This is a genomic window from Kaistia sp. SLG-1 (assembly GCF_059699055.1).
Genome location: NZ_AP048544.1, coordinates 1,127,909 through 1,153,357, shown reverse-complemented (window position 1 = coordinate 1,153,357; position 25,449 = coordinate 1,127,909). Strand labels below are relative to the sequence as shown.

The following is a 25,449-nucleotide window of genomic DNA, read 5'->3' as shown; positions in this document are numbered from 1 at the left end:
CCATGACCGACATCGAATGCGTCGCCGACGCGAAGGCGCAGCTGGGCGAGAGCACCTACTGGGATCCGAAGGCCGGCGTGCTCTGGTGGATCGACATCTACGCCAAGGCGATCCATCGCTTCGAGCCCGAGACGCGCAACACGCGGACCTTCGTCCTGCCGGAATATCTCGGCTGTATCGCGGTGCGCGAAAAGGGCGGGCTGGTGCTCACCATGGCGAGCGGCTTCCACTTCTTCGACCCCGACACCGGCGCGTTGACCCCGATCGCCGATCCCGAAGCCGACCTGCCCGACAACCGCTTCAACGACGGCAAGACGGACCGCCAGGGAAGGTTCTGGTCGGGCTCGATGTTCGAGGCGCCCGGCAAGCCGGTGGTGAAGAACGCCTCGCTCTACCGGATGGATACGGACCTCTCGGTGCATAAGGTCGCCGGCGGCTTCGGCTGCTCGAACGGGCTTGCCTGGAGCCCGGACAGCCGCACGCTCTACTACACCGACAGCCACGGCCCGGTCGTCTGGGCGTGGGATTTTGATCCCGCCACCGGCGAAGTCGAGAACCAGCGCCCCTTTTTCGACCTCTCGGAGATGGGCGGCGTCGTCGACGGCTCCACCGTCGATGCCGAGGGCTGCTACTGGGCGACCATCCCCTTCAAGGGCAAGGTGCTGCGCTACGATCCGGCGGGCAAGCTGATGCGGACCATCGAGATGCCGACGGATTTGCCGACCTGCTGCGAGTTCGGTGGGCGGGATCTCGACACGCTCTATGTCACGACGGCGATCTACAACCGCACGCCGGAGCAGCTCAAGGGCCAGCAGAATCCCGGTGGCCTGTTCGCCCTCGACGTCGGCGTCAAGGGCCTGCCGCTGGTGCCGTTCAAGGGCTAGGAGCCAGACAAGCCCGATCTGGCCATCGGCAAATCGCCGAACGGTCGATATCATCCGCCAAGCCGGCAGGAACGGCGAAACTGGCGAGGCGATGATGTCCGAGACGACCCGACGCGAAATCCAGACACCCCGGGATGGCGACCTTGGCCTCCATGGGATCGAGAATCCGGCCGGCCTCTCGATTTCCGTCCTGCCGAACGGCTCGCTCTTCGCCATCACGCATCGCGACGGTGGCAGCCAGACGATGATCAACCAGGTCCTCGGCTCGCCGGTCGAGGGCGGCATCGGGCGGATCTGGCTGCGCGTCGGCGGCGCGAGCCCGTTCATCGCGCAGCTGGTCGGCCCGCGCGCCAGGGTCGAATTCACGGCGAGCGAGAGCCAGTTCGCCTGGCGCGGCCAGACGGGCGGCATCGCGCATCGCGTCACGCTCCGCCTCGACCCGGTGGCGACCCGCTGGTTCTGGCATGTCGAGCTGCAGAACCTCGGAGCCGCGGAGATCGCCTGCGACGTCCTGCTGGCGCAGGATCTCGGCCTCGGCGGCCGTGGCTTCCTGATGGGGAGCGAAGCCTATGCCTCGCAATATCTCGACCATCGCGCCGCCCTGCATCCGACCTTCGGCCCGGTGGTGCTGAGCCGGCAAAATCTTGCGCAGGCGGGCCGCCATCCCTGGCATGCGCTCGGCTGTATCGAAGGCGCGACCGCCTATTCGACCGACGCGATCCAGCTCTTCGGCACGCCATACCGCGTCCTCGACGAGATCGGGCTCGGCTTCGGCCGGGATCTCGCCAATGTCGTCTGGCAGCACGAGCTCGCCTGCCCGGCCCTGCAATCGAAGCCGATGAGGCTCAAGCCGGGCCGATCGGACCGCCGCACCTTCTTCGACGTCTTCGTCGCCGACCATCCCGAAGCCTCCAGCGACGCCGACCTCGGGCGTCTCGACGGCATCGCCGCCGCGGCGCTCGCACCCGCGCCTGCCGAGGCCGATCCCGCGCCGACGGTCCGCAGCCTGTTGCAGGATGCGCCGACGCTCGACGTGCTGCCGCTCGACGCCGCGCTGCTCGATCGGCTCTATCCGTCGCGCGCGCTGGAAGAGAAAGGCGACGCCGCCCTCCTCTCCTTCTTCGTGCCCGACGGCGCGCTGAACCGCCATGTCGTGCTTGCCGAAAAGGAGCTGCTCGTCGCCCGCCGGCACGGCTCGATCCTCCGGAGCGGCCAGTCGATGCTGCCGGACGAGGCGACGCTGGCGGCGACCTGCTGGATGCATGGCGTGTTCGCGGCGCAGCTGACGATCGGCAACACCTCGTTCCACAAGCTGTTCTCGGTCTCGCGCGACCCCTACAACATCACCCGCGCCAGCGGCTTGCGGATGCTGATCGATATTGGCGACGGCTGGCGCCTGCTCGCCGTGCCCTCCGCCTTCGACATGGGCTTGAGCGACTGCCGCTGGATCTATCGCCTCGCCGACCGGATCGTCACCGTCTCGGCGATCGCCGCCGGCGCTGACGCAGCGATGCAGTGGCAGGTCGATGTCGAAGGGCCGCCGGCCCGCTTCCTCGTCTTCGGCCAGATCGTGCTCGGCGAACGCGAATATGAGCAGTGCGGCCGGATCACCGTCGACGCGGCCGCGAAGCGCTTCACCTTCCGTCCGGGCTCCGACTGGCTCTGGGGCCAGCGCTTTCCGGACGCCGCCTACCATCTCATCACCGGCACGCCCGACGCGGTCGAGGCGATCGGCGGCGACGAGCTGCTCTATGAGGACGGCGTCGCGCGCGCCGGCGGCCATGTCGCGATCCGCACCCACGCGACGCGCCGCCTCGCCTTCGCCGTCGTCGGCTCGATGACCGACGCCGCCGAGGCGGAAAGGCTCGCGGATCGCTATGCCGCCGGCATCGACGCGTTGACGCTGCTGGAGCCGGCGCAGGCCTTCTGGCGGAATGTCACGCGCGAGATCCGCGTCCCCGACGATGGCGACGCGCTGACCGCCGAGCAGGCGATCCTGCCCTGGCTGGCACATGACGCGATCGTGCACCTCACCGTGCCGCACGGGCTCGAGCAATATACCGGCGCCGCCTGGGGCACGCGCGATGTCTGCCAGGGGCCGCTCGAATTCATGCTGGCGCTCCGCCACGACGTGACGGCGCGCGCAATCCTGACGATCTTGTTCGCCGAGCAGTTCCGGACGCGGGGCGATTGGCCGCAATGGTTCATGCTGCCGCCCTATTCCAACATCCGCGCCGGCGAGGCGCATGGCGACATCGTCGTCTGGCCCCTAAAGGCGCTCTGCGACTATGTCGAGGCGACAGGCGATCTCGGCATCCTCGACGAGGCGCTGCCCTGGCGGCGCGACGACAATCTCGAGCCAACGACGGAGCAAGGCTCCATCCGCGAGCATGTCGAATTGCTGCTCGCGACCGTCCGCTCCCGCTTCGTCCCCGGCACGCACCTGATCCGCTATGGCGAGGGCGACTGGAACGATTCCCTGCAGCCGGCCGATCCGCATCTCGCCGACTGGATGGTCTCAAGCTGGACCGTCGCGCTGCTCTATGAGCAGATCCGCCGCTATGGCGCGATCCTGCGGCGGACCGGAGCCATCGAAGAGGCCGACCAACTCGCCTCGCTCGCCGACGCGATCCGGGCCGACGTCAACCGCCACCTGATCCGCGACGGCGTCCTTGCCGGCTACGGCGTGTTCGACCCCGGCCATCACGGCGTCGAGCTGATGCTGCATCCAGATGACCGGCGCACCGGGCTTTCCTATTCGTTGATCCCGATGACGCAGGCCATTCTGGGCGGGCTGTTCACGCCGGAGCAGACGAAGCGGCACCTGAAACTGATCGAGGAGCACCTGCTCTTCCCGGACGGGGCGCGGCTGATGGACAAGCCGGTCGTCTATCGCGGCGGCGTCGAGACGCTGTTCCGCCGGGCCGAATCCGCCGCCTTCTTCGGCCGCGAGATCGGCCTCCTCTATGTCCACGCGCACTTACGCTATTGCGAGGCGCTGGCCGTCAGCGGCGATGTCGACGGCGCGCGCGCCGCGCTCGCCTTCGTCAACCCGATTGCCGTCACCGAGTTGCTGCCGCAGGCGTCGCTCCGCCAGCGCAACACCTATTTCAGCTCGAGCGACGCCGCCTTTTCCGACCGCTACCGCGCCAGCGCGGAATGGAGCCGGGTCCGCGACGGTGACATCGCCGTCGACGGCGGCTGGCGCACCTATTCGAGCGGCCCGGGCATCTATACGCAGCTGTTCTTGCGGCGGATTCTCAAGATGCAGCGGGAGTTCGACGTCCCCCAGACATCGTGAGCGATACGGGCTTCCGCTTGAACCCTCCCCTTGAGGGAGGGTCAAAACCGCGCAGCGGTTTTGGGGAGGGGCCGCTTGTTATCGAAGTGACCCATCGAGGATAGCCGCCGGAGCTAGAAAGAGACCCCCTCCCCGAAAACGCGAAGGGCGTTTTCGACCCTCCCTCAAGGGGAGGGTTCAAGGAAGAAAATGACGGCCGCACCGGTGCGGCCGTCATCGTTGGAGACCGACCTCAGCCGCCGACCATCAGCTTGACGATCTCGTCGGGGTTGGTCTCGGCGATCTTGCGTTCACCGGCCAGCGTGCCGCGCCGCAGGACGACGATACGGTCGGCCACCGCGAAGATGTCCTGGAGGTTGTGCGAGATGAAGATGATCGCACGGCCCTGCGCCTTCAGGTTCTGGATCAGTGACACGACCTTGCGCTGCTCGGGCACGCCGAGCGCCGCCGTCGGCTCGTCCATGATCAGGACGCGGGCGTTCCAGTAGATCGCCCGGCCGATGGCCACCGCCTGGCGCTGGCCGCCGGAAAAGCGGCCGACAGGCGCGTCGAGCCGGTTCACATGGAAGTCGAGCCGCGCCATCGTCTCCTTGGCGGCCTTCGCCATCGCCGGCCGGTCGAGCACCGGCAGGATGCCGAACAGTCGCTTCATCGGCTCGCGGCCGAGGAAGATGTTGGCGCCGATCGACAGATTGTCGGCGAGCGCGAGGTCCTGGTAGATCGTCTCGATGCCATGGGCGCGGGCCGCTTCCGGCGTGGCGAAATGGACCACCTCGCCGGCGAAGCGGATCTCGCCGCCATCGGGGCCATGCACGCCGGAGATCGTCTTGATCAGGGTGGACTTGCCGGCGCCGTTGTCGCCGGCCAGCGCCACCACCTCGCCGGGATAGAGCGACATCGAAACGCCCTTCAGGGCCTCGACGCCGCCGAACCGCTTGGAGACGGAGCGAACGTCGAGAACGGGCTCCTCGGACGGCAGCTTGGTTTGCACGGACATCCCTAACGATCCCCACCGAACTTGCGCTGCGTCTGGTCGACGAGCACCGAGATGATGATGACGACGCCGACGGCGACGAACTGCCAGAACGGCTCGACATTGATGAAGACGAGGCCGTACTGGATCACCGCGATCACCAGCGCGCCGGCGACCGTGCCGAGGATGGTGCCGGAGCCGCCGAACAGGCTGGCGCCGCCGATCACCACGGCGGCGATCGAGTCGAGCAGCAGCGGCTCGCCGGCCTGCGCGGCGCCGGCCGTGAAGCGCGCCGCATAAAGCACGCCGCCAAGGCCGGCGCAGAGCGCGGAGAGCATGTACAGCTTGCGGATATGGCGTGGCACGTTGATGCCGGAGCGGATCGCCGCCTGCTCGTTGGCGCCGATCGCATAGGTGTGCTGGCCGAAGCGCGTCTGCGACAGGACGTAGTGCATCAGGAGCACGAACAGGACCGTGATGATCACGATGATAGGCACGCCGAAGAGGCGGCCATTGCCGAGCGAGGCGAACCAGGCATTGGAGACCGGAACCGTCGTGCCGCCGGCGAGCAGGAAGGCGACGCCGCGCGCCACGCCGAACATGCCGAGCGTGCCGATGAAGGGCGGCACCTTCAGCTTCGAGATCAGGAAGCCGTTGACGAAGCCGGGGCCGAGCGCGACGACGAGGCCGGCGGTGATGCCCACCAGCATGGCCGCGAAGGGCGGCAGCGACTGGCCGGCGATATTGGTGGCGTGCGCGGCAATGACGGCGGCGAGGCCCATGATGAAGCCGACCGAAAGGTCGATGCCGCCGGAGATGATGACGAAGGTCGATCCGAGCGCCAGGAGCAGCGGCGCGACGGCGAAGATCGCGATCGACTGGGCATTATAGCTCGAGAACAGGAAGGTCTGGCCGTAGCTGACGCGCGACCACGTCTCGAAGAAGATCAAGAGAAGGGCGAGGAACAGCCAGGCGCGCAGGGCCGCAATGCGAACGATCAGCTGACGTGACCGGGACTGGGTGGGGTCCGCGCGCGATTCCGTAGACGTATGGGCGGACATGCGCCACTCCGTAACAGGTATCGAACTGAAAGGGAGCGCCGCCGGACCGCTGGCCCGACGGCGCCGGCGGCTCAATCCTTGTAGATGAACTGCGCGATTTCAGGCTTGTCGATGTTGTCCTTGTCCATCACGGTGAAGCCCGTGCCGATCGCCACCGGGATCGACTGGCCCGAGAGATGGGCGAAGGCCGAGATCAGGCCGAAATAGCCGATTTCAGCCGGATGCTGGGCGATCGCGATGTCGACCAGGCCGGTCTTGATGTTGTCGACGATCGAGGGCGGCGCGTCGAAGGCGACGACCCTGACCTTGCCCGACTGGCCGGCCTGCTGGACGCCATTGGCGGCGCCAAGCGCGGAGAACAGGTTGGCGCCGAAGACACCGGCGAGATCCGAGTTACGGGCAAACACCGACTGCAGCTGCGAAGCGGCCTTGTTCGAGTCGTTGTCGTTGAACTGGGTCTCGAGAACCTCGATGTTCGGGAAGTTCTTCATCTCCGCCTTGAAGCCTTCCTCGCGCTGGTCGGTCGTCGAGATGCCGGGCTTGACGTTGGAGACGTAGACCTTGCCCTTCTCGCCGATCGCCTTCGCGAGCGAGCGGGCGGCGATGCGGCCGCCGAGAACGTTGTCGGACGCGATATAGGCGAGCGGGAAGTCGGCGTCGCCGGCGCCGGTCTGGTAGTTGCCGGTGCCGATGAAGGTGTCGACGGTGATGACCGGGATGCCGGCCGCGTGGGCCTTCTTCAGCGGCTCGACGAGCTGCACCTTGTCGGTCGGCGCGATCAGGATCGCGTCGGGCTTGCGGGCGATGATCGCATCGAGCACCGGCACCTGCAGCACCGGGTTGAATTCAGGCGCGCCCTGGAAGACGAGTTCGGCGCCGACGGCCTTGGCCGCGGCCTCCGCGCCGCGGCGCATGGTGATGTAGAAGCCGTCGGTCGTGAGACCCGGAATGAGCGCGATGGTGGGCTTCTTGTCCTGCGCCTGCGCCACGGCGCCGGTCAGGACGGTCGCGCCGACGGCCAGTGCCGCCAGTGCCTTGACGATTTTCTTCATGGCGTTCCCTCGTGTTTGCCTTGCATTTGGAAGCTGTTGCCGAGCAACGGTGGTCCATCTGCCGACGCCCTTCTTCGGGGCGGTTCGACCCGATGGTCTCGGCCGGCATCGACGCTCCAGGCGATCGATACGGCCTTGATTGGACACTGGCACGCCAAGGCGCGCCCAAGTTAAAATTCGGATATAAAAGAAATTCGACAAGCAAATTGGCAGCCTGACGCCTGCAACATCAGACAATACAATCCTCATCGCGCCTGATGACAGGCGACGCCGAGACTAATACAGCAAATTTGGCTGATGGCTCCGCAGAGCCAAGCCCTCCCATTTCTTTTTTGTTGAAATGAGCCTAGTTGCGCGTTTCGACGAGGTCAATCCGATATTTTACGCAAGCTAAGTTTGCTTGGAATACCTCTTGGGCATGCCCAAGAGGAATCCATGGATCCCGGCCCGCTACGAGCGGGATCAACGCCGTCTGATCGGACCCGGCGAGTGGAGAGCGATGCGCCCGGCCGGGCGCAAGCGTCCGGCCGACGCCGTTTCCGGCGTCGGGCCGCCCGGCGCGCCGCAGCTGCGGAAGGCCGATCAGATGTCCTGGTTCTGCGGCAGGATGACCAGATCGCGGATGGTGACATTGGCCGGTCGCGTCAGCATGAACAGCACCGCGTCGGCGACGTCTTCCGACAGCAGCCCCTCGCGCGCCGCCGCCTTGGCAGCGACCACGGCGGGATCCGAATAGCCCCAGAGCTCGTTCAGGACGACGCCCGGCGCCACCGCGCCGACCCGCACGCCATGCGGCGCGACCTGGCGGCGGACGCCATGCACGAAAGCCTGCACCGCATGCTTGGTCGCGCTATAGACCGGCTCCCATTGGATCGCCTGATGGCCGGCGACCGAACTGGTGACGATCACCTCACCGGAGCCACGCTCGATCATGCCGGGCAGGACTGCCCGCACGGCGCGGAACACGGCGTTGATGTTGACGCCGATCACCGCGTCGAAATCGTCGGGGTTCCCGTCGACAAGGTCGCCGGCCAGATAGAGCCCGGCATTGGCAAGCAGGATGTCGATCTGGCCGAAGCGGGCGATCGTCTCGGCGATCGTGCGCTCGACCTCGGCGGGCTTGGTCAGGTCGGCCGCGATGACGAGCGCGTCAGCGTCGGGGAATTCGTCGCGCACGGCCTGCAGCCGTTCCGCCGAACGGCCGACCAGCGCCAGGCGCACGCCCTGCCCCGCCAGCATCCGCGCCATGGCGCGGCCGATGCCCGAGCTCGCGCCGGTGACCAGCGCGACTTTTCCCTTGAGATCACGGCTCATGCAGACCCTCCCTGGTCGCACGACGTCGTCGCCCGCCGAAACATCCGCCCGGCTTCCGCGCTTCGTCGATGATGGGTGCTGGCTTGGTCCCGCGCACGAGACAACTCCGCCTCGCGCGTCCTCCCGGTCCCGCTCAACCTCTCCAAGGAGGCTAACATTCCGCCCAAGCACGTCAACTTGGAAATTTGCACGCGTAAAGCAGTCTGTTACTCTAGCTTTACGTCTCCTGTCCGCTTCGCCCGAAATGCAGACCCTGCGTCATCACGCGTCGACGGACGACGATTTCGGCTACCGTGACGCACGGTTGCTTGCCCCGCCAAAACCCGGTGTTGAAAGAACACGAATGACCGATCGCACGATCAAGAACATGGCGGAGTTCTCGGCGCTCAGCGGCATCTCGCGACCAACGGTATCCAAGTATTTCAACGACCCCGACAGCGTCCGCAAATCCACCCGGGCCCAGATCGAGAAGGCGCTGGCAAAGTACGAGTACCGCCCCAATTTCTTCGCGGTGAACCTGAACAAGAAGCGGCCGAAGATCGTCGGCCTGATCGTGCCGGATACGGGCGATACCTTCTTCTCGGAGCTGGTGCGGCGGATCGAGATGCGCTGCGTCGATCGCGGCTATCTGGCGATCGTGCTGTCGTCGCGCGGCGATGCGCAGCTCGAAGCCCGCGCCATCGAAACGCTTCTGTCGCTGAAGATCGCCGGCGCCATCGTCGCGCCGCTCGGCGTCCATTCCGACCAGCAGCTGATCCGCAGTCTCCAGGCTCGCATTCCGATGGTGTTCCTCGATTCAAGCCTCGACGAGGACACGCCCTTCGTCGGCACCAACAATTTCCAGAGCGTCCCGCTGATCACCGAATATCTCTGCCGCAGCGGCGACGCGCCGACCTATTTCGACATGCCGGCCGTCAACCAGAACGGCCCGGAGCGCAAGCTCGCCTATGTGAAGACCATGGAACGGCTCGGCCTGAAGCCGGAGATCGTCGCCGTCACGCCGAAGAACGATTGGCGCTTCGAGGACATCGCCTTCGAAGAGGCGCGACGCGTCCTGCAGGGACCGGGCTTTCCGACCCGTACCGTACTCTGCGCCAATGATCGCTGCGCCGTCGGCGTCATGGCGGCGGCGTTCCAGCACGGACTTCGCATCGGCCGCGAGCCCGGCTGCGACATCCGCATCGCCGGCCACGACGACCAGCCGCACAGCCGCTATGGCTGTCCGCCCTTGACGACGGTGGCCCAGGATTTCGACCAACTCGCCCAGAACGCCGTCTCGATCCTGCTCGACCGGGTCGAGAACGAGGTGGAAGGCGACGAGAGCCACCCGCCCCAGCAGGTGCGGCTCGAAGGCAAGCTCGTCATGCGGGCCTCGGCCTGAGAAGACCGGAGAGATCCGGGCCTAGCGCGCCTCGACGGTGGTATCGACGGGATCGACGAACACCAGCGCCTGGTTGCGGCCCGCGACCTTGGCCTGATAGAGCGCCTCGTCGGCGCGTCGGTAGAACTCGCTCAACGTGTCCTCCGGCCGGCACACCGAGATCCCGGCCGAGAAGGAATAGGAGAAATCCGGATAGAGGGTGAGCGGCCGCGAGGCGCGGACCACGGCGAGCATACGCTCGAGGATCAGCCTCGCGTGCTCGAGCGACGTGTCGGGCAAGGTCAGCGCGAACTCCTCGCCCCCCATCCGGCCGAACGAATCCGCGCGCCGCAACTGGCCCTGAATCTGGAGCGCGAAGTCACGCAGGATGATGTCGCCGGTCTGGTGGCCGAAACGGTCGTTGACCAGCTTGAAGTGATCGAGATCGATGACGACCAGGCATCCGGCCTGCGCGTCGGCGCGGTGGGCGGAAAGGATCTGTTCGATGCGCGTGGTCAGGAAGCGACGGTTGGCAATGCCGGTCAGGTCGTCCGTGTAGGACGCCTTGATCGCCTGGTCGCGATCCTGCCGGATGGCGCGCTCCTCGACGCGGAGGCCGGTGATGTCGCTGGCGATGCAGAGCATCCAGCCCTCGCTCTGCACCGTCTCCGTCATCCAGAGCCAGCGCCCGTCATGCAAGTCCGTCTCGAAGGCGCGAAAGCCTGTCTTGCCGCGCCGCGACAGCGTCGAGGTCAGCCAGGCCTCGACATCGTCGACGCGAAGGACCGTGCCGCGCCGTAGGCCGTGATTGCGGCGCATGAGCTCGGCCCAGGTCGGAGCCTCGTCGCGGTCGACGAAATAGGCATCGCGAAAAGCCCGGTTGGCATAGCGGATGCGATCGAAGGCGTCATAGAGCGCGACCAATACATCCGACGCCTCATGAAGCCTCTCGAGCTGAGAGGTGACATCGCCGTCCAAGCCAACGTCTCCATCGCTACGATGTCACCGCAACACCAGAGCCAACGCTGGCCGGAGCTGCCGCAAGAGCCGCGACGTTAGCCGAACTGCCGGTCCGATCCAATATCGACCGACGAGGACGACACCAATCAGCGCCTCCTGAAGACGGGTTGGCGCTTTTCCTTGAACGCGGCCCGGCCCTCGATGGCGTCCTCGGTAGCGAAGCAGATCGTCTGCAGGTCGCGCTCGTAGTCGATCGCCTGCTCCTGCGGCATGGTGAAGGCCGCGTGCAGGTTGAGCTTGGCGGTCTCGGCGGCGATCGGCGCGCGGCTGGCGATCACCTCGGCGATGGCGCGGGCTCGGGCGAGAAGCTCGGCCTGCGGCACCACTTCGGAGACCAGCCCCCAGGCGAGCGCCTTCTCGGCCGGGATCGGATCGCCGGTCATGATCATCAGCGCCGCGTTGGACGGGCCGACGGAATGGGCGAGGAAGGTCGCCATGCCGCCGCCGCCGATCCAGCCGAGTTTTATTTCAGGGGCGGCGAACTGCGCATTGTCGGAAGCGATGCGGATATCGCAGGAAAGCGATGTCTCCAGTCCGCCGCCGAAGGCATAGCCGTTGACCGCCGCGATGGTCGGCTTCAGCAGCTTGCGGATCGCGTCGCAATAATCGGCGCGATTGCGGAACTGCCAGGGTGTCTCGTAGCTGTCGAGCTCCTTGATGTCGGAGCCGGCGCAAAAGGCGCGCTCGCCCGCGCCGGTGACGATGACGACGCGGATCGTGTCGCTGTCATTGCACTCTCGCACGGCGGCGACGATCGCCTTCGACATCTCCGGCGTGACGGCGTTGAGCTTCTGCGGCCGGTTCAGCGTGATGGTGGCGACGGCACCGTCGACGGTGAAGAGGATGTCGTCGGTCATTCCGCCGCCTCCTTCGCCGTGCCGTCCATGACCGCGCCCTTGGCGACCAGTTCGTCGATCGCGGCCTCGCCGAGGCCCGCCTCGCGCAGCACGTCGCGGGTATGCTCGCCGGCGAGCGGCGCGCCGCGCTCGACCGTGGACGGGGTCTTCGAGAACCTGATGGCGAAGCCCGGCGTCTTCACATGGCCTTCGGTGGGATGGTCATATTCGACGAAGGTGCCGTTGTGCTTGATCTGCTCGTCCTCGACGAGGTCGGCATAGCCATAGACCGGGCCGCACCAGATATCCGCCGCGCGCAGCAATTCGAGCCATTCGGCCGAGGACTTCGTCTTCAGCTTCTCGCGCGTCTTGGCGAAGATCTCGTCGCGCTTCTCCCAGGTGTCGACCTCGTCGTCCATGCCGAGGAAGCTATCCTCGCCGATCACCTGGCCGAGCGTCGCGAGCTTCGGGAACGAGACGATGATGTAGCCGTCGGTCGTGGCGAACGCGCCGTAAGGGGCGCGGATATAGACATGCGCATGCGGCTCGGCCGAGCGGGTCTGCGGCTTGCCCGCGACGGTGAAGACCGAGAGCTCCTGCATCTGGATCGTCGTGATCGCGTCCAGCATGTTGACCTGGACCAACTGGCCCTCGCCCGTCCGCTCGCGATGCAGCAGCGCGGCCAGAGCGCCCTCGAACGCCGTATAGGCGGTGATCGCGTCGACCAGATACTGGCCGGCGGCGTTGGGGGGCTCGCCTGCGCGGCCGGCCGACAGCATCGCGCCGGACATGCCCTGCAGCACGAGGTCCTGACCCGGGCGGTTGAGATACGGCCCATCCTCGCCATAGCCGGAGATCGAGACGTAGATCAGCCTCGGATTGATCTTCGAGAGGCTCTCATAGTCGACGCCGAGGCGCTTGGCGACGCCGGGGCGGTAGTTCTGCAGGAAGACGTCGGCCGTCTTCACCAGCTCCAGCAGCATCGCCTTGCCGTCCGGATTCTTCAGATCGATGGCGAGCGAGCGCTTGTTGCGGTTGAGCGACAGGAACGAGACGTTGACCTTGTTGCCGCGCGCGCCACCGGCGGCGACATGGCGCTGCCACTCGCCATTCAGCGGCTCTACCTTGACGACGTCGGCGCCGAGATCGCCGAGGCGCTGGGCGGCGAAGGGCCCGGCCATGGCGATCGAGCAGTCGAGCACACGGTACCCGGAGAGAATGCCCATTTTCAGTATCCCTTGTACATCGTCGGCCGTGAGACGGCTCGGGAATGCGCCAGGCAGAGTCGGCTGGCGTGGCTGTCGAGAACCGGAGCGGAGCGGACTTCGGTCCGTGAGCACCGGAAGCGCAGAGAGCCGCGCCAGACGGCCGGCATGGTCGCGTTCGCGATCCGTCTCACGTCATCCACCATCCGCCGTCGACATTGAGCGTCTGGCCGGTGACGAAGCCCGATTCCTCGGAGGCGAAGAACATCAGCGCGTTGGCGATGTCCGCGGCCGCGCCGCGGCGCTTGACGGCCTGGCGGTCGAGCACGAAGCGGTTGTAGCCCTCGGGATCGGGATGGATTTTTTCGGCGTCGGTCGGGAAGGCGCCGGGCGAGATCGCGTTGACGGTAATGCCGTACGGACCAAATTCGCGCGCCCAGGCGCGCGTCAGGCCGACCAGCGCGCCCTTCGACTGGACATAGGGCGAGAGATTGGCCCAGCCGCCGGACAGCGTCACGCTGGCGATGTTGATGATGCGGCCGAAGCCCTTCGCCCGCATGCCCGGCAGCGCCACCTGCACACAGACGATGCCGGCGTCGACATTAACCCGCTGCACCGCCTGGTGCTCCTCGATCGTGTAGTCCTCGAACGGCTTCGACGGGTAGATCGCGGCGTTGTTGATGACGACATCGAAGCCGCCCACCTGCCCAGCGAGCCGCTCCAGCCCCGCCTTCAAACCGGCGAGATCGGAGAGGTCCAGCGCCTCGAAGACGAGCCTGTCTAGGCCGGCCTCGGCAGCCGCCTGCTTCAGCGCCTCGCCCTTGGCGGGATCATGATCGATCGCCACCACCGTCGCGCCCGCCCGCAGGAAGGCCAAAGTCGCCGGCAGTCCGAGGCCGCCGGCAGCGCCCGTGTAAAGGATGGTCTTGTTCTGGATGTTCATGGGTCAGTTCCCAAGGTCAGTTCCCAAGCGCAGGAATTAGGTCTTCGGGCCGGAGAGACCTCGGCCTCGCCACCCGCTCGCCGTCATCCCGGGCAAGCGCAGCGCGACCCGGGATCCATGCAGCCGTGCCGCCAGGGAGAGTCCGCGAACCTCCCTCCGCTCCGGCTGAATGGATCCCGGCCTTCGCCGGGATGACGCCAGTTTCTGGGCCCTCGGCCGCTCTCGAACATCATCGCCCCAGGATTGGCCGGTGGTTGCCGGTCGGGGCCGGATATTCGTCGGTCGGCTGCGCGGCGAGGCCGGAAATCCGCTGCTCCAGAGCCGCCACGGAATCTGTCCCCGCATGGATGCGGAAGGTCGTGTCGTAATGGCGCTCGTCGCCATGCTCGAGCCAGATCAGCTCGTTGTGCTCCTCGGCATATCTGTGCCCGAGCACGTGGTTGGTCGAGGGCTCGAGGCCGATCGCATACTGGCCGGCCTGCAGGTTCTGCCACTCGAACTGGCAGGGGAACTGGTCCTGCCGCGTCTCGACCTCGAAGGCGAGGCCGAGGCGGTCGTTGACCAGCGCCACCGGCACCAGGCCGTTCGCATCCGCTTTCATCTGGTGCTGCCAGACCTGCTCGTGGAAGTTCCGCTGCGGCGCCGGCAGGGTGCGGTAGCCGACGCCCTGCTTCCGGTAATCGGCGCCGGCATGGGCCGCCCAGACAACTTCCTCGATCGGCGCGACATAGCGGGCGCCCTCTTCCAGCAGCGGCGCCGCCGGGTTGATGTGGTAGCAGTACATGTGCGGCGTCTTGTAGAAGCCGTGGTTGACGACGCGGTCGGTGAGCTTGATCTCGTTCGAGCCGACCTTCGCCTCGATGCGACGGATCAGGTGCAGATCCTCGCCGAACACGGCCGACTGCTGGACGATGCCTTCCGCCCACAGCGTGCACTCGTCGCCGTCCCACGTCTCGCCATAGCCCGTGAGGCGCGCGGGAATCGTGCTGACCCGGCCATGCAGCGAATGCTTGACCGTGCCGCGCGGGCCGTAGACGTAGCTGTCGGCAGCGGCCTCATGCATGAAGAGCACATGGTCCAGGCCGCAGGTGACGAGCAGGCCCGAGAACGACCGCAGCCAGGCCAGCCCGCCCTCGCCCTCATATTCATGCAGGAAGGCGTTCCTGAAGCCGGCCGGCGAATGCCAGCCAATCGAGGTACCTTGGTAGTCGAGATCGGCGATATCCATCGCGCGGTCGACCAGCACGGTGAAGCGCAGGCCGGTGCCGGTGCGGAATTCGAGCATGCGGATGCCGCGCTCGACGCCGTCGCCCAGCGTCACCAGCCGGACGCCGGCGAATTGCGACAGCATTCCCGAATGCTCCGCCAGCTCGCGCCGCGAAAAACTCCGCCCGAAGAGTTCCACCATGGTCGTGTCTCGCTTTTCTCGTTTCGCGGAAGGCCACAAGGCCCTCACCCAACCCTCTCCCGCGAGCGGGAGAGGGCAATTCCGCCGGCGCCCACTCACCGACATCGCGGCCGCGGGGCGCGCTCCCCTCTCCCGCTTGCGCGAGAGGGTTAGGGTCTTCCCTACAGCCCGTTGGCGCGCAGCTTGCCGTCGAGGAATTTCTTGGCGCGCGGCACGTCGTCCTCGGACAGGTGCTCGATGATCACCGGAATGTTCGGGTGCTTTTCCGAGAGGCGCTGCAGATAGAGGTCGTAGTTGAGCGAGCCGAGGCCGGGCGCCGGCAGCTCGATCTCGCCGACGCCGCGGAAGGTGTGGCTCTCGAGCGCGTCGCTGTCGCCGATGTCGGCGTGCTTCTCGCTCTTGTCGTCGCCGGACCGCTTCACGTCCTTGGCATGCGCGATCTTGATCTTGTCGGTCAGCGTGTCGAACACCTGGTTCAGGATCGGATCCATGCGGTCGATGTTGTGCGTCTCGAAATAGTTGGTCGGGTCCATCAAGAGGCCGAGGCCGGGATGATCGACCTGCGCGAACATCTTCACCGTCTCCTCGACCGAGCCGACGACGTTGTTCACATAGGTCTCGAGCAGGAAGACCGCGCCATGGTCATAGGCTTCCTGCGACAGCTCCGCGATCACCTTGCGGCATTCCTCGAAACCTTCCTCGGTCTTGTTCTTCGGGTGATGAACCCAGTCGGATTCGGTGTTGTAGGTGCCGGTCTCGGAGATCACGTAAGGGCTGCCGAAATCCCGCGCGTTGCGGATGATTTCCTTAAGATAGCCGACGCGGCGGGCGCGCTCGTCGCGGTCGGGATGGATGATGTTGGTGTAGCCCGAGATGCAAGAGATCGGCAGGTCGTGGTCGCGGAACGTGTCCCTGACCTGCTTCGCCTTGGCCTTGGTGATCTCTCCGGCCGAGAGGTCGATATCCTTGAAATGCAGGTCGAGCTGCACCGTATTGAAGCCGAGCGCGCGGATCTTTTTCGCCGTCTCCTCGAGGCCATAGGGGAAATAGCCGGAAAAAATGCCGGTCTGCATCATGATGAGTTCCTCCCTGAACTTCAGATGGCGATTTCGGAAAGCCGGACGGCGCGGCGCTCGGCCATCGAGCGGTAGCCGGCCTCGATCAGCGCCACGGTGCGGACATTGTCGGCGACGGTGAGCGCCGGCTCGGTGCCCGTCTTCACCGCGTATTGCAGCTGCTCCATCACGCCCTTGAAGGCGTGCGGGAACCACATCGTGTCCCAATCCGGCGTCACCCACTTGCCGCCGGTGGTGCGCTTCGAGGCATAGGTGAGCGTCGAGGCGGCGCCGGTCGGCCAGCCGATCGTGCCTTGGGCGACGCCCTCCGTGCCCTCGACCCGCCATCTGATGTAGATGTCCGAGTCAAAGCCCTCCTCGCGCGGGCCGGACCAGACATCCTCCAGCGACACGGCGAAGACGCCGGACTGGAACTTGATCGTCGAGGCGGTAATGCCGTCCTTGTGCTCGAAGGTCGTGCGCGGATCAGGACGGGCGGCGGTGTAGATCTCGTCGACCTCGCCGAACAGAAAGCGAAGTACATCTAGGTGATGCACGCTCATATTAGCGAGCGTCAGCCTGTCATAATCTTCGAGAAAGCCCTGCCAATGCGGGATCGCGTGCATGTCGATCGTCGCGATGACAGGCGTGCCGAGCTCGCCGCGATCGAGGATCTGCTTCAGCACGCGCATCGACTGGTCGTAGCGCATGTTCTGGTTGACGGAGAGGATCTTGCCGGCCGCCTTCGCCTCGTCGCGGAGCGCAATCGCCTCGTCGAGCGTCAGCGCCAGCGGCTTCTGCGCCAGTATCCCCTTGATATGCTTCTGCTTCAGCGCGTGGCGGATCAGCGCCAGCTGCTGGTCCGGCGGGAAGGCGATGTCGAGGATCTCGACTTGCTCGTCCTCGATCAGGGCTTCCGGCGTCTCGTGGACGGTCGGGATCGACCAGCGTGTCGCCACCCTGGTGGCGTTCGCCTTGGTGCGCGAGGCGATCGCCACGACCGGGAAGCCGGCCTCGTGATAGGCGGCGAGATGGCACTCGGCCATGATCATGCCGGCGCCGATGGCGCCGATCCGGAGATCGTTGACCCGGATTTCCGGATCGGGCGCGAAGCCCTTCGTGTCGACCATGGGTTCCTCCACCATTCCTGAATGCGCGCCGCGGCCGTTAACCTCCCGTTAGCCATATGGAAGCCGGCCGAGCCGTCGCCGATCGGTCCCGGCGCCCTCCTCCCGGGATGACCGAAACCACGACGACCGCGCCGCGACGCCGCGAGGGCGTCAACGGCCAGATGATTGTTATTGATCAGATCGGATGTCAACTGATGATATTGACATCAGAACCATCATTTTACATCATTTCATCGACCGAGACGCGGCGGCGCTTCCGGCGCGAACCCCAATCGGCTTAGGTGCAGCCTCCTCGGCCCAAACGACTCGGACAGACGGAATGCGGACGACACTTGTTGATATCGCCAGGGTGGCGGGCGTCTCGACCGCCACGGTCGATCGCGTCCTCAACCAGCGCGACGGCGTGCGCGAGCGGACCCGCGCGCAGGTGCTTACCGCCGCCGCCAGCCTCGGCTACGTTCTCGAGACGGCCGAGGCCGCCCGCCCGCCGATCGATATCGTCGACCTTGACATCGTGCTGCCCGGCGGCACCAACACCTTCATCAACAACCTCGCCGCCCGCTTCGCCGACACCGCCATGGCGCGGCCGGACGTCAATCTGCGCCTGCACTCGATCGAGGGCTTCGAGCCGGCGCTGTTGGCCGAAAAGCTCGAAGCCCTGCGCGGAAAGAGCCAGGGCGTGGCGCTGATCGGCCTCGATCACCCGGTGGTGCGCGAGGCGATCCGCGCGCTCGCCGATTCCGGCGTGCCGGTGATGACGCTGGTCTCGGATATCAGCCACGTGCCGCGCGTCGGCTATGTCGGCATCGACAACCGCGCCGCCGGCCGCCTCGCCGGCTATCTGCTCGGCCGCTTCCTGAAGGCGGAAACGGCGAAGGTCGCGCTCTTCGCCGGCTCGCTTTCCTATCGCGGCCACGAGGAGCGCGAGATGGGCTTCCGCCACATGTTGAGCGAGGACTATCCGGGGCTTGCGATCGTCGAGCTGCGCGAGATCCGCGACGACAGCGAGCGCGCCTACCGGGAAGCGGCGGCGCTGCTTGCCCGCCACCCCGATCTCGCCGGCATCTACAATATCGGCGCGGGAAACCGGGGCATCGCGCGCGCGCTGCAGGAGGCGGGGCGCGAGAAATCCGTCGTCTTCATCGGCCACGAGCTGACCGAGCACACGCGCCGCTTCCTGATCTCCGGCGTGATGGACGCGGCGATCGACCAGAACCCGCGCGTCGAGGCGCGCGAGGCGGTCGACCGGCTCGCCCGCGCCGCCCGCGGCGAGGCGAACCCGACCGGCCCGGCGACGCGCCTGCAGGCGATCTTCAAGGAGAACATTCCGGAAGTGTGAGGCGCAGGGCTTTGCCTTGAATTCGTGGGGGGCTCAGGTCGAACCTTTCCGCACCCTCGCCGTCATCCCGGACGCAGCGCAGCGGAGATCCGGGATCCATCCCGCCGGGTTTTCCGGCGTTTCGAGCGCCCCGCGCTTCGGCTGCATGGATCCCGGGTCAAGCCCGGGATGACGGCGAGCGGGTTGCGCCCGCATCGCCCTCCCGCCGGCCCCCCCACCATCACCACCCGGTCAAATCCGTATCAGTCCGGCGCTGTTTCGCGATTGGCGCGGGGCGCGAACTGTCCCTATCCTCGCGGGCCAGTTCCAACACGAGGGCGCGTTCCGCGTGAGCGTCGCCCGGATCCCTGGAGAGGCCTCCATGTACCAAGCCCGCACCATGACGGCGATCGTCTGCCACGGCCCGAAGGACTATCGCGTCGAGGCGGTCGGCAAGCCGGAGCCGCGCCGGCGCGAGCTGGTGCTGAAGATCGACGCCTGCGGCATCTGCGCCAGCGACTGCAAGTGCTGGTCCGGCGCCAACATGTTCTGGGGCGGCCAGAATCCTTACGTGAAGCCGCCGGTGATCCCCGGCCACGAATTCTTCGGCCGCGTCGAGGAGATCGGCGAGGAAGCGGCCGAGCATTTCGGCGTCGAGGTCGGCGACCGCGTCATCGCCGAGCAGATCGTGCCCTGCGACAAGTGCCGCTACTGCCGCTCGGGCCAGTACTGGATGTGCGAGATCCACAACATCTTCGGCTTCCAGCGCCAGGTCGCCGATGGCGGCATGGCCGAATACATGCGCATTCCCGAGACGGCGCGCGTGCACAAGATCCCGGAAGAGATCTCGCTCGAGGACGCGGCGATCATCGAGCCACTCTCCTGCGCGATCCATACGGTCAATCGCGGCGACATCCAGCTCGACGACGTCGTGGTGATCGCCGGCGCCGGCCCGCTCGGCCTGTTCATGACGCAGGTCGCGCATCTGAAGACGCCGAAGAAGCTGGTCGTCGTCGACCTCGTGCCGGAGCGGCTGGCGCTGGCGAAATCCTTCGGCGCCGACGTGGTGATCAACCCGCGCGAAGAGGATGCGATCGAGGTCATTCGCGGCCTGACCGACGGCTATGGCTGCGACGTCTATATCGAGACGACGGGCGTGCCGGCCGGCGTGACGCAGGGCCTGGAGATGATCCGCAAGCTCGGCCGTTTCGTCGAATTCTCCGTCTTCGGCGCCGAGACGACGGCCGACTGGTCGATCATCGGCGACCGCAAGGAGCTCGATATTCGCGGCGCCCATCTCGCGCCCTATTGCTATCCCGTAGCCATCGATCTCCTGCAGCGCGGCCTCGTCACCTCGAAGGGCATCGTCACGCATCACTACGGCCTCAAGGACTGGACCACGGCCATCGACAAGGCCTATGGACTTGAGTCCATCAAGGTGCTGCTGCGGCCGGGCTATGGCGCCGACGCCGCCGGCTGACAGCGAAACGGGAATGTCCTCATGAGCTTCTTCATCGGCATCGATGTCGGTACCGGCAGCGCGCGCGCCGGCGTGTTCGACGCGGACGGCGTGCTGAAGGCCTCGGCCAAGCGCGAGATCACGCTCTGGCACGAGCCCGGCGACGTCGTCGAGCAGTCGTCGGAGAACATCTGGCAGGCGATCGTCGCCTCGGTCCGCGAGGCGATGGCGGCATCGAAGGTCGCGCCGGACGCCGTCGCCGGCATCGGCTTCGACGCCACCTGCTCGCTGGTGCTGATCGACGCCGAGGACAAGCCCGTCACCGTCAGCCAGTCGGGCGATCCCGACCGCAACATCATCGTCTGGATGGACCACCGCGCCACCGAGCAGACGCGCCGGATCAACGCGACCAAGCATCCGGTGCTCGCCTATGTCGGCGGCGTCATCTCGCCCGAGATGGAGACGCCGAAGCTGCTCTGGCTTTCGGAAAACCTGCCCGAAAGCTTCGACAAGGCGAAGCACTTCTTCGATCTCTCCGACTGGCTCACCTATCGCGCCACCGGCAGCCTCGACCGCTCCGTCTGCACCGTCACGTGCAAGTGGACCTATCTCGCGCATGAGAAGCGCTGGGACGAGAGCTATTTCCGCCAAATCGGCCTCGGCGCCCTCGCCGACGAGGGCTTCGCCCGCATCGGCACCAATGTCGTGGATCCCGGCACGCCGCTGGGCCGCGGCCTGACGCAGGCGGCCGCTGACGAACTCGGCCTCAAGGCCGGCATCCCGGTCGGCGCGGCGCTGATCGACGCGCATGCCGGCGGCGTCGGCTCGATCGGCGCGCGCGATACGGCGAACCGGACGACCGACGCCAAGCGCCAGATGGCCTATATCTTCGGCACCTCGGCCTGCGCCATGACGACGACGGTCGAGCCGCGCTTCGTGCCCGGCGTCTGGGGGCCGTATTTCTCGGCCATGCTGCCGGGCTTCTGGCTGAACGAGGGCGGCCAGTCGGCGGCGGGCGCCGCGATCGACCATCTGGTCAAGCTGCACCCGGCCCATGCCGAGGCGACCGCCAGGGCGAAGGCCGAGGGCAAGTCGCTGCTCGCCTATCTCGAGGCGCGCGTCGGCGCGCTCGCCGCGACGCCGGAGGCGCTCGCCCGCCTCGCCGCGACCCTGCAGGTCGTGCCGGAATTCCTGGGCAACCGCTCGCCCAACGCCAATCCGGACGCCCGCGCGGTGATCGCCGGGCTCGACATGGACGAGGATCTCGACAGCCTGGCGCGCCTCTATCTCGCTGGTCTCTGCGGCCTCGGCTATGGCGCGCGGCAGATCGTGGCGGCCGTGGCCGAACAGGGCGCCGAGCTCGACACGATCGTCGTTTCCGGCGGCGCCGGACAGAGCCCGCTGGTCCGCCAGATCATGGCCGACGCCACCGGCCTCACCATTGCCATTCCCGAGACGGCCGAGCCGGTGCTGCTGGGCGCAGCGATCCTCGGCGCGGTGGCGGCCGGCGCCTATCCGGACACCGGCGCGGCGATCGACCGGATGTCGCGCCTCTGCGCCGAGCAGAAGCCGACCGGCGGCGCGACGGCGCGAATCCACGACGCCAAATATCGCGTCTTCCTGGCCCTGCAGGAAGCCGACCGCGCCGCGCGCGAGCTGGTCACCTCGGCGCTCTGAAGCAACCCAAAGATGTCTTATGTATAGTCTGCAACCTGCGGATTGTTGGCGTGTGCGACTTCCACGCAACGGATATTTCAAAACTGTGTCGAACGATCTGGTTACCTTAGGATCCCATTGCGGAGCGCCAATAAAGCTGGAACGAAAAGACGCTACGTCACGCATAGGGGGCTAAATGACAAAGCGTCTTTACGAAGCGCCTGTTCTCAACAAGCGCGAGAAGCTCGACCGCATCGCGGCCACGCTGCCGCCCGTCTCGGGTGCCGTCCGTCCGCCCGAGTGATGGCCGTCGCCGGCGTCCCCGCCGGCGATCCCGTAAACCACCATCCGTTGCAATGAGCGCCATGCCCGATGCCAGAGCGCATCGGGGCCGGCGTGAATGGGAAATCTGCCATGACCAAGAAGACCTACGAAGCGCCCGTCCTCGTCAAGCGCGAGAAGCTCGACCGCATCGCCGCGAACTCCGTCGTCTCGGGCCAGAAGCCGCCGGTCTGATGCCGTCGCCGGCGTTTCTGCCGGCGGTCCCTGACACCACAATTCATTGAAATGGACGCCATGCCCCGCGCGAAGGCATCGGGCATGGCGGCTGGGGGAATACCATGACCAAGAAGACCTACGAAGCACCCGTCCTCGTCAAGCGCGAGAAGCTCGACCGCATCGCCGCGGCGAGCATCGGTTCGCGTCCGAACGTCACCTGATGGCCGTCGCCGGCGTTTCTGCCGGCGGTAGCGAACACCGCGATCCATTGAAATGAGCGCCCGGCCCGGATGCTGGAAGGCATCGGGGCTGGCGCGAATGGGAAACTGCCATGACCAAGAAGCCTTACGAAGCGCCTGCTCTCGTCAAGCGCGAGAAGCTCGACCGCATCGCTGCCGAACCCGTCGGCTCGCGTCCGCTCCGTTGAAGGCCGCGCCGGCGTTTCTGCCGGCGGACTGGCCCCTTACTATCGGTTGAAGCAACGCCATGCCCGCATGCCAGGAGCATCGGGGCTAGCCTGAAGGACATCTCCGATGACCAAGAAGACCTACGAGGCGCCTGCTCTCGTCAAGCGCGAGAAGCTCGACCGCATCGCAGCCGGGGCCGCCGGCTCGCGTCCCGTGAGCCCGCCGCCGCCCTAGTCGCCGTCGCCGGCGTCCCTGCCGGCGATTTCGAACGCCACCATCCGTTGAAATGAGCGCCAGGCCCGGAGGCCCGAGAGCTTCTGGGCAGGCCCGCAAGGAGAACGACCATGGCCAAGAAGACCTACGAAACGCCTGTCCTCGCCAAGCGCGAGAAGCTCGACCGCATCGCCGCGGCGCCGGCGACCAGCCATCCCGTCCCGGTGGGCTAGGCTCGCGAAGCGAGATCGCTCCCTGAAAGGATGTCCTCCGACATCCCGGACGGGCGAACAGGATAAAACGCCCCGGCACCGCGTGCCGGGGCGTTTTCGTTTGGCTTCAGGCCGGCTCGAACATCGTCTGGATCGCCATTTCCGGCACCAGCACCAGGCCCTTGTCGGTGATGCGGATCTCCGGGATGACCGAGAGCGGGATCAGGTTGAAGCCCATATAGGGGATCGAGCAGCCGGCCTTCTCCCACTCGACCTTCAGCGCCCGCGTCTCCTCGGCCACCTCGGTGACGCGCTTGTCGGAGAGGAGGCCGGCGATCGGCAGGTCGATCTTCGCCAGCACCTTGCCGTCGGCAACGACGCAGACGCCGCCCTGGGTTTCCGCGACCGTGTCGAGCGCCAGCTGCATGTCCGGCTCGTTGGTGCCGGCGACGATGATGTTGTGGCTGTCATGGCCGACCGACGAGGCGACGGCGCCGCGCAGCAGGCTGAAATTCGACAACACGCCATGCGCGACGTTGCCGGCCGATTTGCCGTGCCGCTCGACGACGGTGACGAAGCAGAGGCCGTGCCGCTCGAACAGGGTCTGCCAGTCGTTCGCCGCCTCGATCTCGATACGCTCGTGGCCGAGCGTGATGCCGGGAAGCTCCGTGCGGATCGCATGCAGCGTGCCGGGACCGGACGGCAGCTCCGGCGTCAGCTTCAGCCCCTTCGGCAGCTTGACCGTCTGGTACGCCGCCTTCGGATACTGGTAGCGATCGGAGAGCGCCGCATCGAGGATCGGCGTGATCTTCGCGCCGTCGACGACCAGCTCGCCGCCATACCAGGTCGATTGCGGATCGAGATCGTCGCTCATCAGCACGAGGTCGGCGCGGCGGCCGCCGCCCATGCCGCCGATCTCGTTCTCCTGGCCGAAGCGGGTGGCGCCATGCAGCGAGCCCATCGACCACGCCTGTTCCGGCGACATGCCGGCCTTGACCGCCTCGCGCACCACCCAGTCGAGGCCGAAATGCATCAAATCGTCGGCGTCGCGGTCGTCGGTGCACACCGCGACGCGCTTGTGCGAGGAGCCGAGCTCGGTGATCGTCTTGATCGCCTGCGGGAGCGAATGCCACGGCGTCGTCGGCGGGCCGCCGCGCAGGAACAGCCAGATGCCGGCCTCCAGCATGTCGTCGGCGATGTCGCGGTCGATCGCCTCATGCGTATCGGTGACGCCGCTGGCGGCATAGGCCGCGACGAACTCGCGGCCATAGACGTGGCCCGAGACCGGCCGCCCGCGCGACAGCGCCGCCGCGATGATCGCGTGGCTGCGCTCGTCGCCCATGGCGACGGGTACGAAATCCATCTTCTCGCCGAGCGCGACGGCTTCCGGCCACTTGTCGAACAGCGCCGCGATCTTGTCCGGCGTCAGGTCGCCGCCGGCCGTCTCCAGCTCCGGCGAGGTGGCCGGCACGGTCGAGGGCACCGTCAGGAAGATCGAGAGCGGCGCGACGCGCGCATCCTCCAGCATCGCCTCGACGCCGGCGACGTCCATCACGTTGCCGATCTCGTGGCTGTCGCAGAAGATCGTCGTCGTGCCGTTCAAAAGCGCTGCCTCGGCATAGGCGCAGGCCGTCACCATCGAGGATTCGATGTGGATGTGCGGGTCGACGAGGCCCGGCGCGACGATGCCGCCCTTCGCGTCATAGATCGCCTTCGCTCCGCCCTTGTGCGTACCGGACGGCTTCACCGCCGCGATGCGGCCACCGGAGATCCAGATCTCGCGCTCCGGCAGGATACGCTCCGAATAGGTCGAGAGGACGCGCGCCCCCTTGATGACGAGATCGGGCGCGGCGCGGCCGGAGGCGACGTCGGCGAGATGGCGGGTCATCGTCGCGAGCGGCGCGACGGAGAAGCGGGTGAGCCTGGTCATTCTTTGTCTTCGTTCCCTGCGATGCGCCGCCCTGGCGCGCCCTGTCCAACCGGTGAATTCTGGTGGCGATCCCGTCGAAAGTCACGCCTGCCATCGCGCGTCAAAGTGGACCGCCGCGCCGGCATCGGCCGAATGGCATTCAGCAACAAATGTCCCGAATTATGGCTTGAATTGAAATGCTGTTCCTTTATGCCCCACAGTAGAACGCTAGCTT

At 66.6% G+C, this 25,449-nt stretch carries 19 protein-coding genes; 7 read left to right on the top strand and 12 right to left on the bottom strand.

Going from position 1 to position 25,449, the window contains the following annotated elements; genetic code table 11:
- Positions 1–2: 2 nt before the first annotated feature.
- On the top strand, positions 3–884 hold the full coding sequence (locus AC6HZP_RS05105) for an SMP-30/gluconolactonase/LRE family protein (RefSeq protein ID WP_497525660.1): 882 nt from the start codon (positions 3–5) through the stop codon (positions 882–884).
- Between the two features lie 94 nt (positions 885–978).
- On the top strand, positions 979–4,185 hold the full coding sequence (locus tag AC6HZP_RS05100; protein WP_497525659.1) for a GH36-type glycosyl hydrolase domain-containing protein: 3,207 nt from the start codon (positions 979–981) through the stop codon (positions 4,183–4,185).
- Positions 4,186–4,417: 232 nt separating this feature from the next.
- Here AC6HZP_RS05100 and AC6HZP_RS05095 read toward each other — a convergent pair whose 3' ends face one another.
- The 4 genes from AC6HZP_RS05095 to AC6HZP_RS05080 all read right to left on the bottom strand — a co-directional run bounded on the left by AC6HZP_RS05095 (position 4,418) and on the right by AC6HZP_RS05080 (position 8,585).
- The gene (locus AC6HZP_RS05095) at positions 4,418–5,182 is read right to left on the bottom strand and encodes an ATP-binding cassette domain-containing protein (RefSeq protein ID WP_371812875.1); all 765 of its coding nucleotides are present in this window, start codon (positions 5,180–5,182) and stop codon (positions 4,418–4,420) included.
- A gap of 2 nt (positions 5,183–5,184) precedes the next feature.
- Positions 5,185–6,219, bottom strand: coding sequence for an ABC transporter permease subunit (locus AC6HZP_RS05090; RefSeq protein ID WP_497525658.1), 1,035 nt, complete (start codon positions 6,217–6,219; stop codon positions 5,185–5,187).
- Between the two features lie 71 nt (positions 6,220–6,290).
- Positions 6,291–7,271, bottom strand: a complete 981-nt coding sequence (locus AC6HZP_RS05085) for an ABC transporter substrate-binding protein (protein WP_497525657.1) — start codon at positions 7,269–7,271, stop codon at positions 6,291–6,293.
- Positions 7,272–7,853: 582 nt separating this feature from the next.
- Positions 7,854–8,585, bottom strand: a complete 732-nt coding sequence (locus tag AC6HZP_RS05080) for an SDR family oxidoreductase (RefSeq protein ID WP_201402551.1) — start codon at positions 8,583–8,585, stop codon at positions 7,854–7,856.
- Positions 8,586–8,928: 343 nt separating this feature from the next.
- On the opposite strand from AC6HZP_RS05080, the gene AC6HZP_RS05075 reads away from it, so the two are divergent.
- On the top strand, positions 8,929–9,966 hold the full coding sequence (locus tag AC6HZP_RS05075; protein ID WP_497525656.1) for a LacI family DNA-binding transcriptional regulator: 1,038 nt from the start codon (positions 8,929–8,931) through the stop codon (positions 9,964–9,966).
- A 21-nt stretch (positions 9,967–9,987) separates the two neighbouring features.
- Here AC6HZP_RS05075 and AC6HZP_RS05070 read toward each other — a convergent pair whose 3' ends face one another.
- The 7 genes from AC6HZP_RS05070 to AC6HZP_RS05040 all read right to left on the bottom strand — a co-directional run bounded on the left by AC6HZP_RS05070 (position 9,988) and on the right by AC6HZP_RS05040 (position 17,542).
- Entirely contained in the window at positions 9,988–10,923 is a 936-nt protein-coding gene (locus AC6HZP_RS05070; RefSeq protein ID WP_497525655.1) for a GGDEF domain-containing protein, read from the bottom strand.
- A 128-nt stretch (positions 10,924–11,051) separates the two neighbouring features.
- A complete protein-coding gene (locus AC6HZP_RS05065; protein ID WP_497525654.1) occupies positions 11,052–11,822 on the bottom strand; it encodes an enoyl-CoA hydratase/isomerase family protein in 771 nt (256 codons plus the stop codon).
- Complete coding sequence (locus AC6HZP_RS05060) at positions 11,819–13,027, bottom strand: CaiB/BaiF CoA transferase family protein (RefSeq protein WP_497525653.1); 1,209 nt, start codon at positions 13,025–13,027, stop codon at positions 11,819–11,821. The genes AC6HZP_RS05065 and AC6HZP_RS05060 overlap by 4 nt, the downstream gene beginning before the upstream one ends.
- A gap of 169 nt (positions 13,028–13,196) precedes the next feature.
- On the bottom strand, positions 13,197–13,949 hold the full coding sequence (locus AC6HZP_RS05055) for an SDR family NAD(P)-dependent oxidoreductase (protein ID WP_497525652.1): 753 nt from the start codon (positions 13,947–13,949) through the stop codon (positions 13,197–13,199).
- 229 nt (positions 13,950–14,178) lie between these two features.
- On the bottom strand, positions 14,179–15,357 hold the full coding sequence (locus AC6HZP_RS05050) for an aldose 1-epimerase family protein (RefSeq protein WP_497525651.1): 1,179 nt from the start codon (positions 15,355–15,357) through the stop codon (positions 14,179–14,181).
- Positions 15,358–15,518: 161 nt separating this feature from the next.
- Positions 15,519–16,433, bottom strand: a complete 915-nt coding sequence (locus tag AC6HZP_RS05045) for a sugar phosphate isomerase/epimerase family protein (protein ID WP_497525650.1) — start codon at positions 16,431–16,433, stop codon at positions 15,519–15,521.
- 20 nt (positions 16,434–16,453) lie between these two features.
- Positions 16,454–17,542 carry a Gfo/Idh/MocA family protein gene (locus tag AC6HZP_RS05040; RefSeq protein WP_497525649.1) on the bottom strand — a complete coding sequence of 363 codons (1,089 nt, stop codon included), beginning with the start codon at positions 17,540–17,542 and terminating at the stop codon, positions 16,454–16,456.
- 319 nt (positions 17,543–17,861) lie between these two features.
- Between AC6HZP_RS05040 and AC6HZP_RS05035 the strand changes: the two genes are divergently transcribed.
- The 4 genes from AC6HZP_RS05035 (at position 17,862) to AC6HZP_RS05020 (ending at position 23,114) form a co-directional block, all read left to right on the top strand.
- Positions 17,862–18,881, top strand: coding sequence for a LacI family DNA-binding transcriptional regulator (locus tag AC6HZP_RS05035; RefSeq protein WP_497525648.1), 1,020 nt, complete (start codon positions 17,862–17,864; stop codon positions 18,879–18,881).
- Between the two features lie 361 nt (positions 18,882–19,242).
- Entirely contained in the window at positions 19,243–20,340 is a 1,098-nt protein-coding gene (locus tag AC6HZP_RS05030) for an alcohol dehydrogenase catalytic domain-containing protein (RefSeq protein ID WP_497525647.1), read from the top strand.
- 21 nt (positions 20,341–20,361) lie between these two features.
- The gene (locus AC6HZP_RS05025) at positions 20,362–21,996 is read left to right on the top strand and encodes an FGGY-family carbohydrate kinase (RefSeq protein WP_497525646.1); all 1,635 of its coding nucleotides are present in this window, start codon (positions 20,362–20,364) and stop codon (positions 21,994–21,996) included.
- 1,010 nt (positions 21,997–23,006) lie between these two features.
- Complete coding sequence (locus AC6HZP_RS05020; protein WP_201402539.1) at positions 23,007–23,114, top strand: putative RiPP precursor; 108 nt, start codon at positions 23,007–23,009, stop codon at positions 23,112–23,114.
- A 318-nt stretch (positions 23,115–23,432) separates the two neighbouring features.
- Here the strand turns inward: AC6HZP_RS05020 and AC6HZP_RS05015 are convergent, their stop codons facing one another.
- Positions 23,433–25,235, bottom strand: a complete 1,803-nt coding sequence (locus tag AC6HZP_RS05015; protein WP_497525645.1) for an adenine deaminase — start codon at positions 25,233–25,235, stop codon at positions 23,433–23,435.
- Positions 25,236–25,449: the final 214 nt, after the last annotated feature.

Excerpts from the sequence above, each read along its gene's own strand:
- AC6HZP_RS05105 (WP_497525660.1), top strand. The coding sequence starts at position 3 with ATGACCGACATCGAATGCGTCGCCGACGCGAAGGCGCAGCTGGGCGAG.
- AC6HZP_RS05100 (WP_497525659.1), top strand. The coding sequence starts at position 979 with ATGTCCGAGACGACCCGACGCGAAATCCAGACACCCCGGGATGGCGAC.
- AC6HZP_RS05095 (WP_371812875.1), bottom strand. The coding sequence starts at position 5,182 with ATGTCCGTGCAAACCAAGCTGCCGTCCGAGGAGCCCGTTCTCGACGTT.
- AC6HZP_RS05090 (WP_497525658.1), bottom strand. The coding sequence starts at position 6,219 with ATGTCCGCCCATACGTCTACGGAATCGCGCGCGGACCCCACCCAGTCC.
- AC6HZP_RS05085 (WP_497525657.1), bottom strand. The coding sequence starts at position 7,271 with ATGAAGAAAATCGTCAAGGCACTGGCGGCACTGGCCGTCGGCGCGACC.
- AC6HZP_RS05080 (WP_201402551.1), bottom strand. The coding sequence starts at position 8,585 with ATGAGCCGTGATCTCAAGGGAAAAGTCGCGCTGGTCACCGGCGCGAGC.
- AC6HZP_RS05075 (WP_497525656.1), top strand. The coding sequence starts at position 8,929 with ATGACCGATCGCACGATCAAGAACATGGCGGAGTTCTCGGCGCTCAGC.
- AC6HZP_RS05065 (WP_497525654.1), bottom strand. The coding sequence starts at position 11,822 with ATGACCGACGACATCCTCTTCACCGTCGACGGTGCCGTCGCCACCATC.
- AC6HZP_RS05060 (WP_497525653.1), bottom strand. The coding sequence starts at position 13,027 with ATGGGCATTCTCTCCGGGTACCGTGTGCTCGACTGCTCGATCGCCATG.
- AC6HZP_RS05055 (WP_497525652.1), bottom strand. The coding sequence starts at position 13,949 with ATGAACATCCAGAACAAGACCATCCTTTACACGGGCGCTGCCGGCGGC.
- AC6HZP_RS05050 (WP_497525651.1), bottom strand. The coding sequence starts at position 15,357 with ATGGTGGAACTCTTCGGGCGGAGTTTTTCGCGGCGCGAGCTGGCGGAG.
- AC6HZP_RS05045 (WP_497525650.1), bottom strand. The coding sequence starts at position 16,433 with ATGATGCAGACCGGCATTTTTTCCGGCTATTTCCCCTATGGCCTCGAG.
- AC6HZP_RS05040 (WP_497525649.1), bottom strand. The coding sequence starts at position 17,542 with ATGGTCGACACGAAGGGCTTCGCGCCCGATCCGGAAATCCGGGTCAAC.
- AC6HZP_RS05035 (WP_497525648.1), top strand. The coding sequence starts at position 17,862 with ATGCGGACGACACTTGTTGATATCGCCAGGGTGGCGGGCGTCTCGACC.
- AC6HZP_RS05030 (WP_497525647.1), top strand. The coding sequence starts at position 19,243 with ATGTACCAAGCCCGCACCATGACGGCGATCGTCTGCCACGGCCCGAAG.
- AC6HZP_RS05025 (WP_497525646.1), top strand. The coding sequence starts at position 20,362 with ATGAGCTTCTTCATCGGCATCGATGTCGGTACCGGCAGCGCGCGCGCC.
- AC6HZP_RS05020 (WP_201402539.1), top strand. The coding sequence starts at position 23,007 with ATGACCAAGAAGACCTACGAGGCGCCTGCTCTCGTCAAGCGCGAGAAG.
- AC6HZP_RS05015 (WP_497525645.1), bottom strand. The coding sequence starts at position 25,235 with ATGACCAGGCTCACCCGCTTCTCCGTCGCGCCGCTCGCGACGATGACC.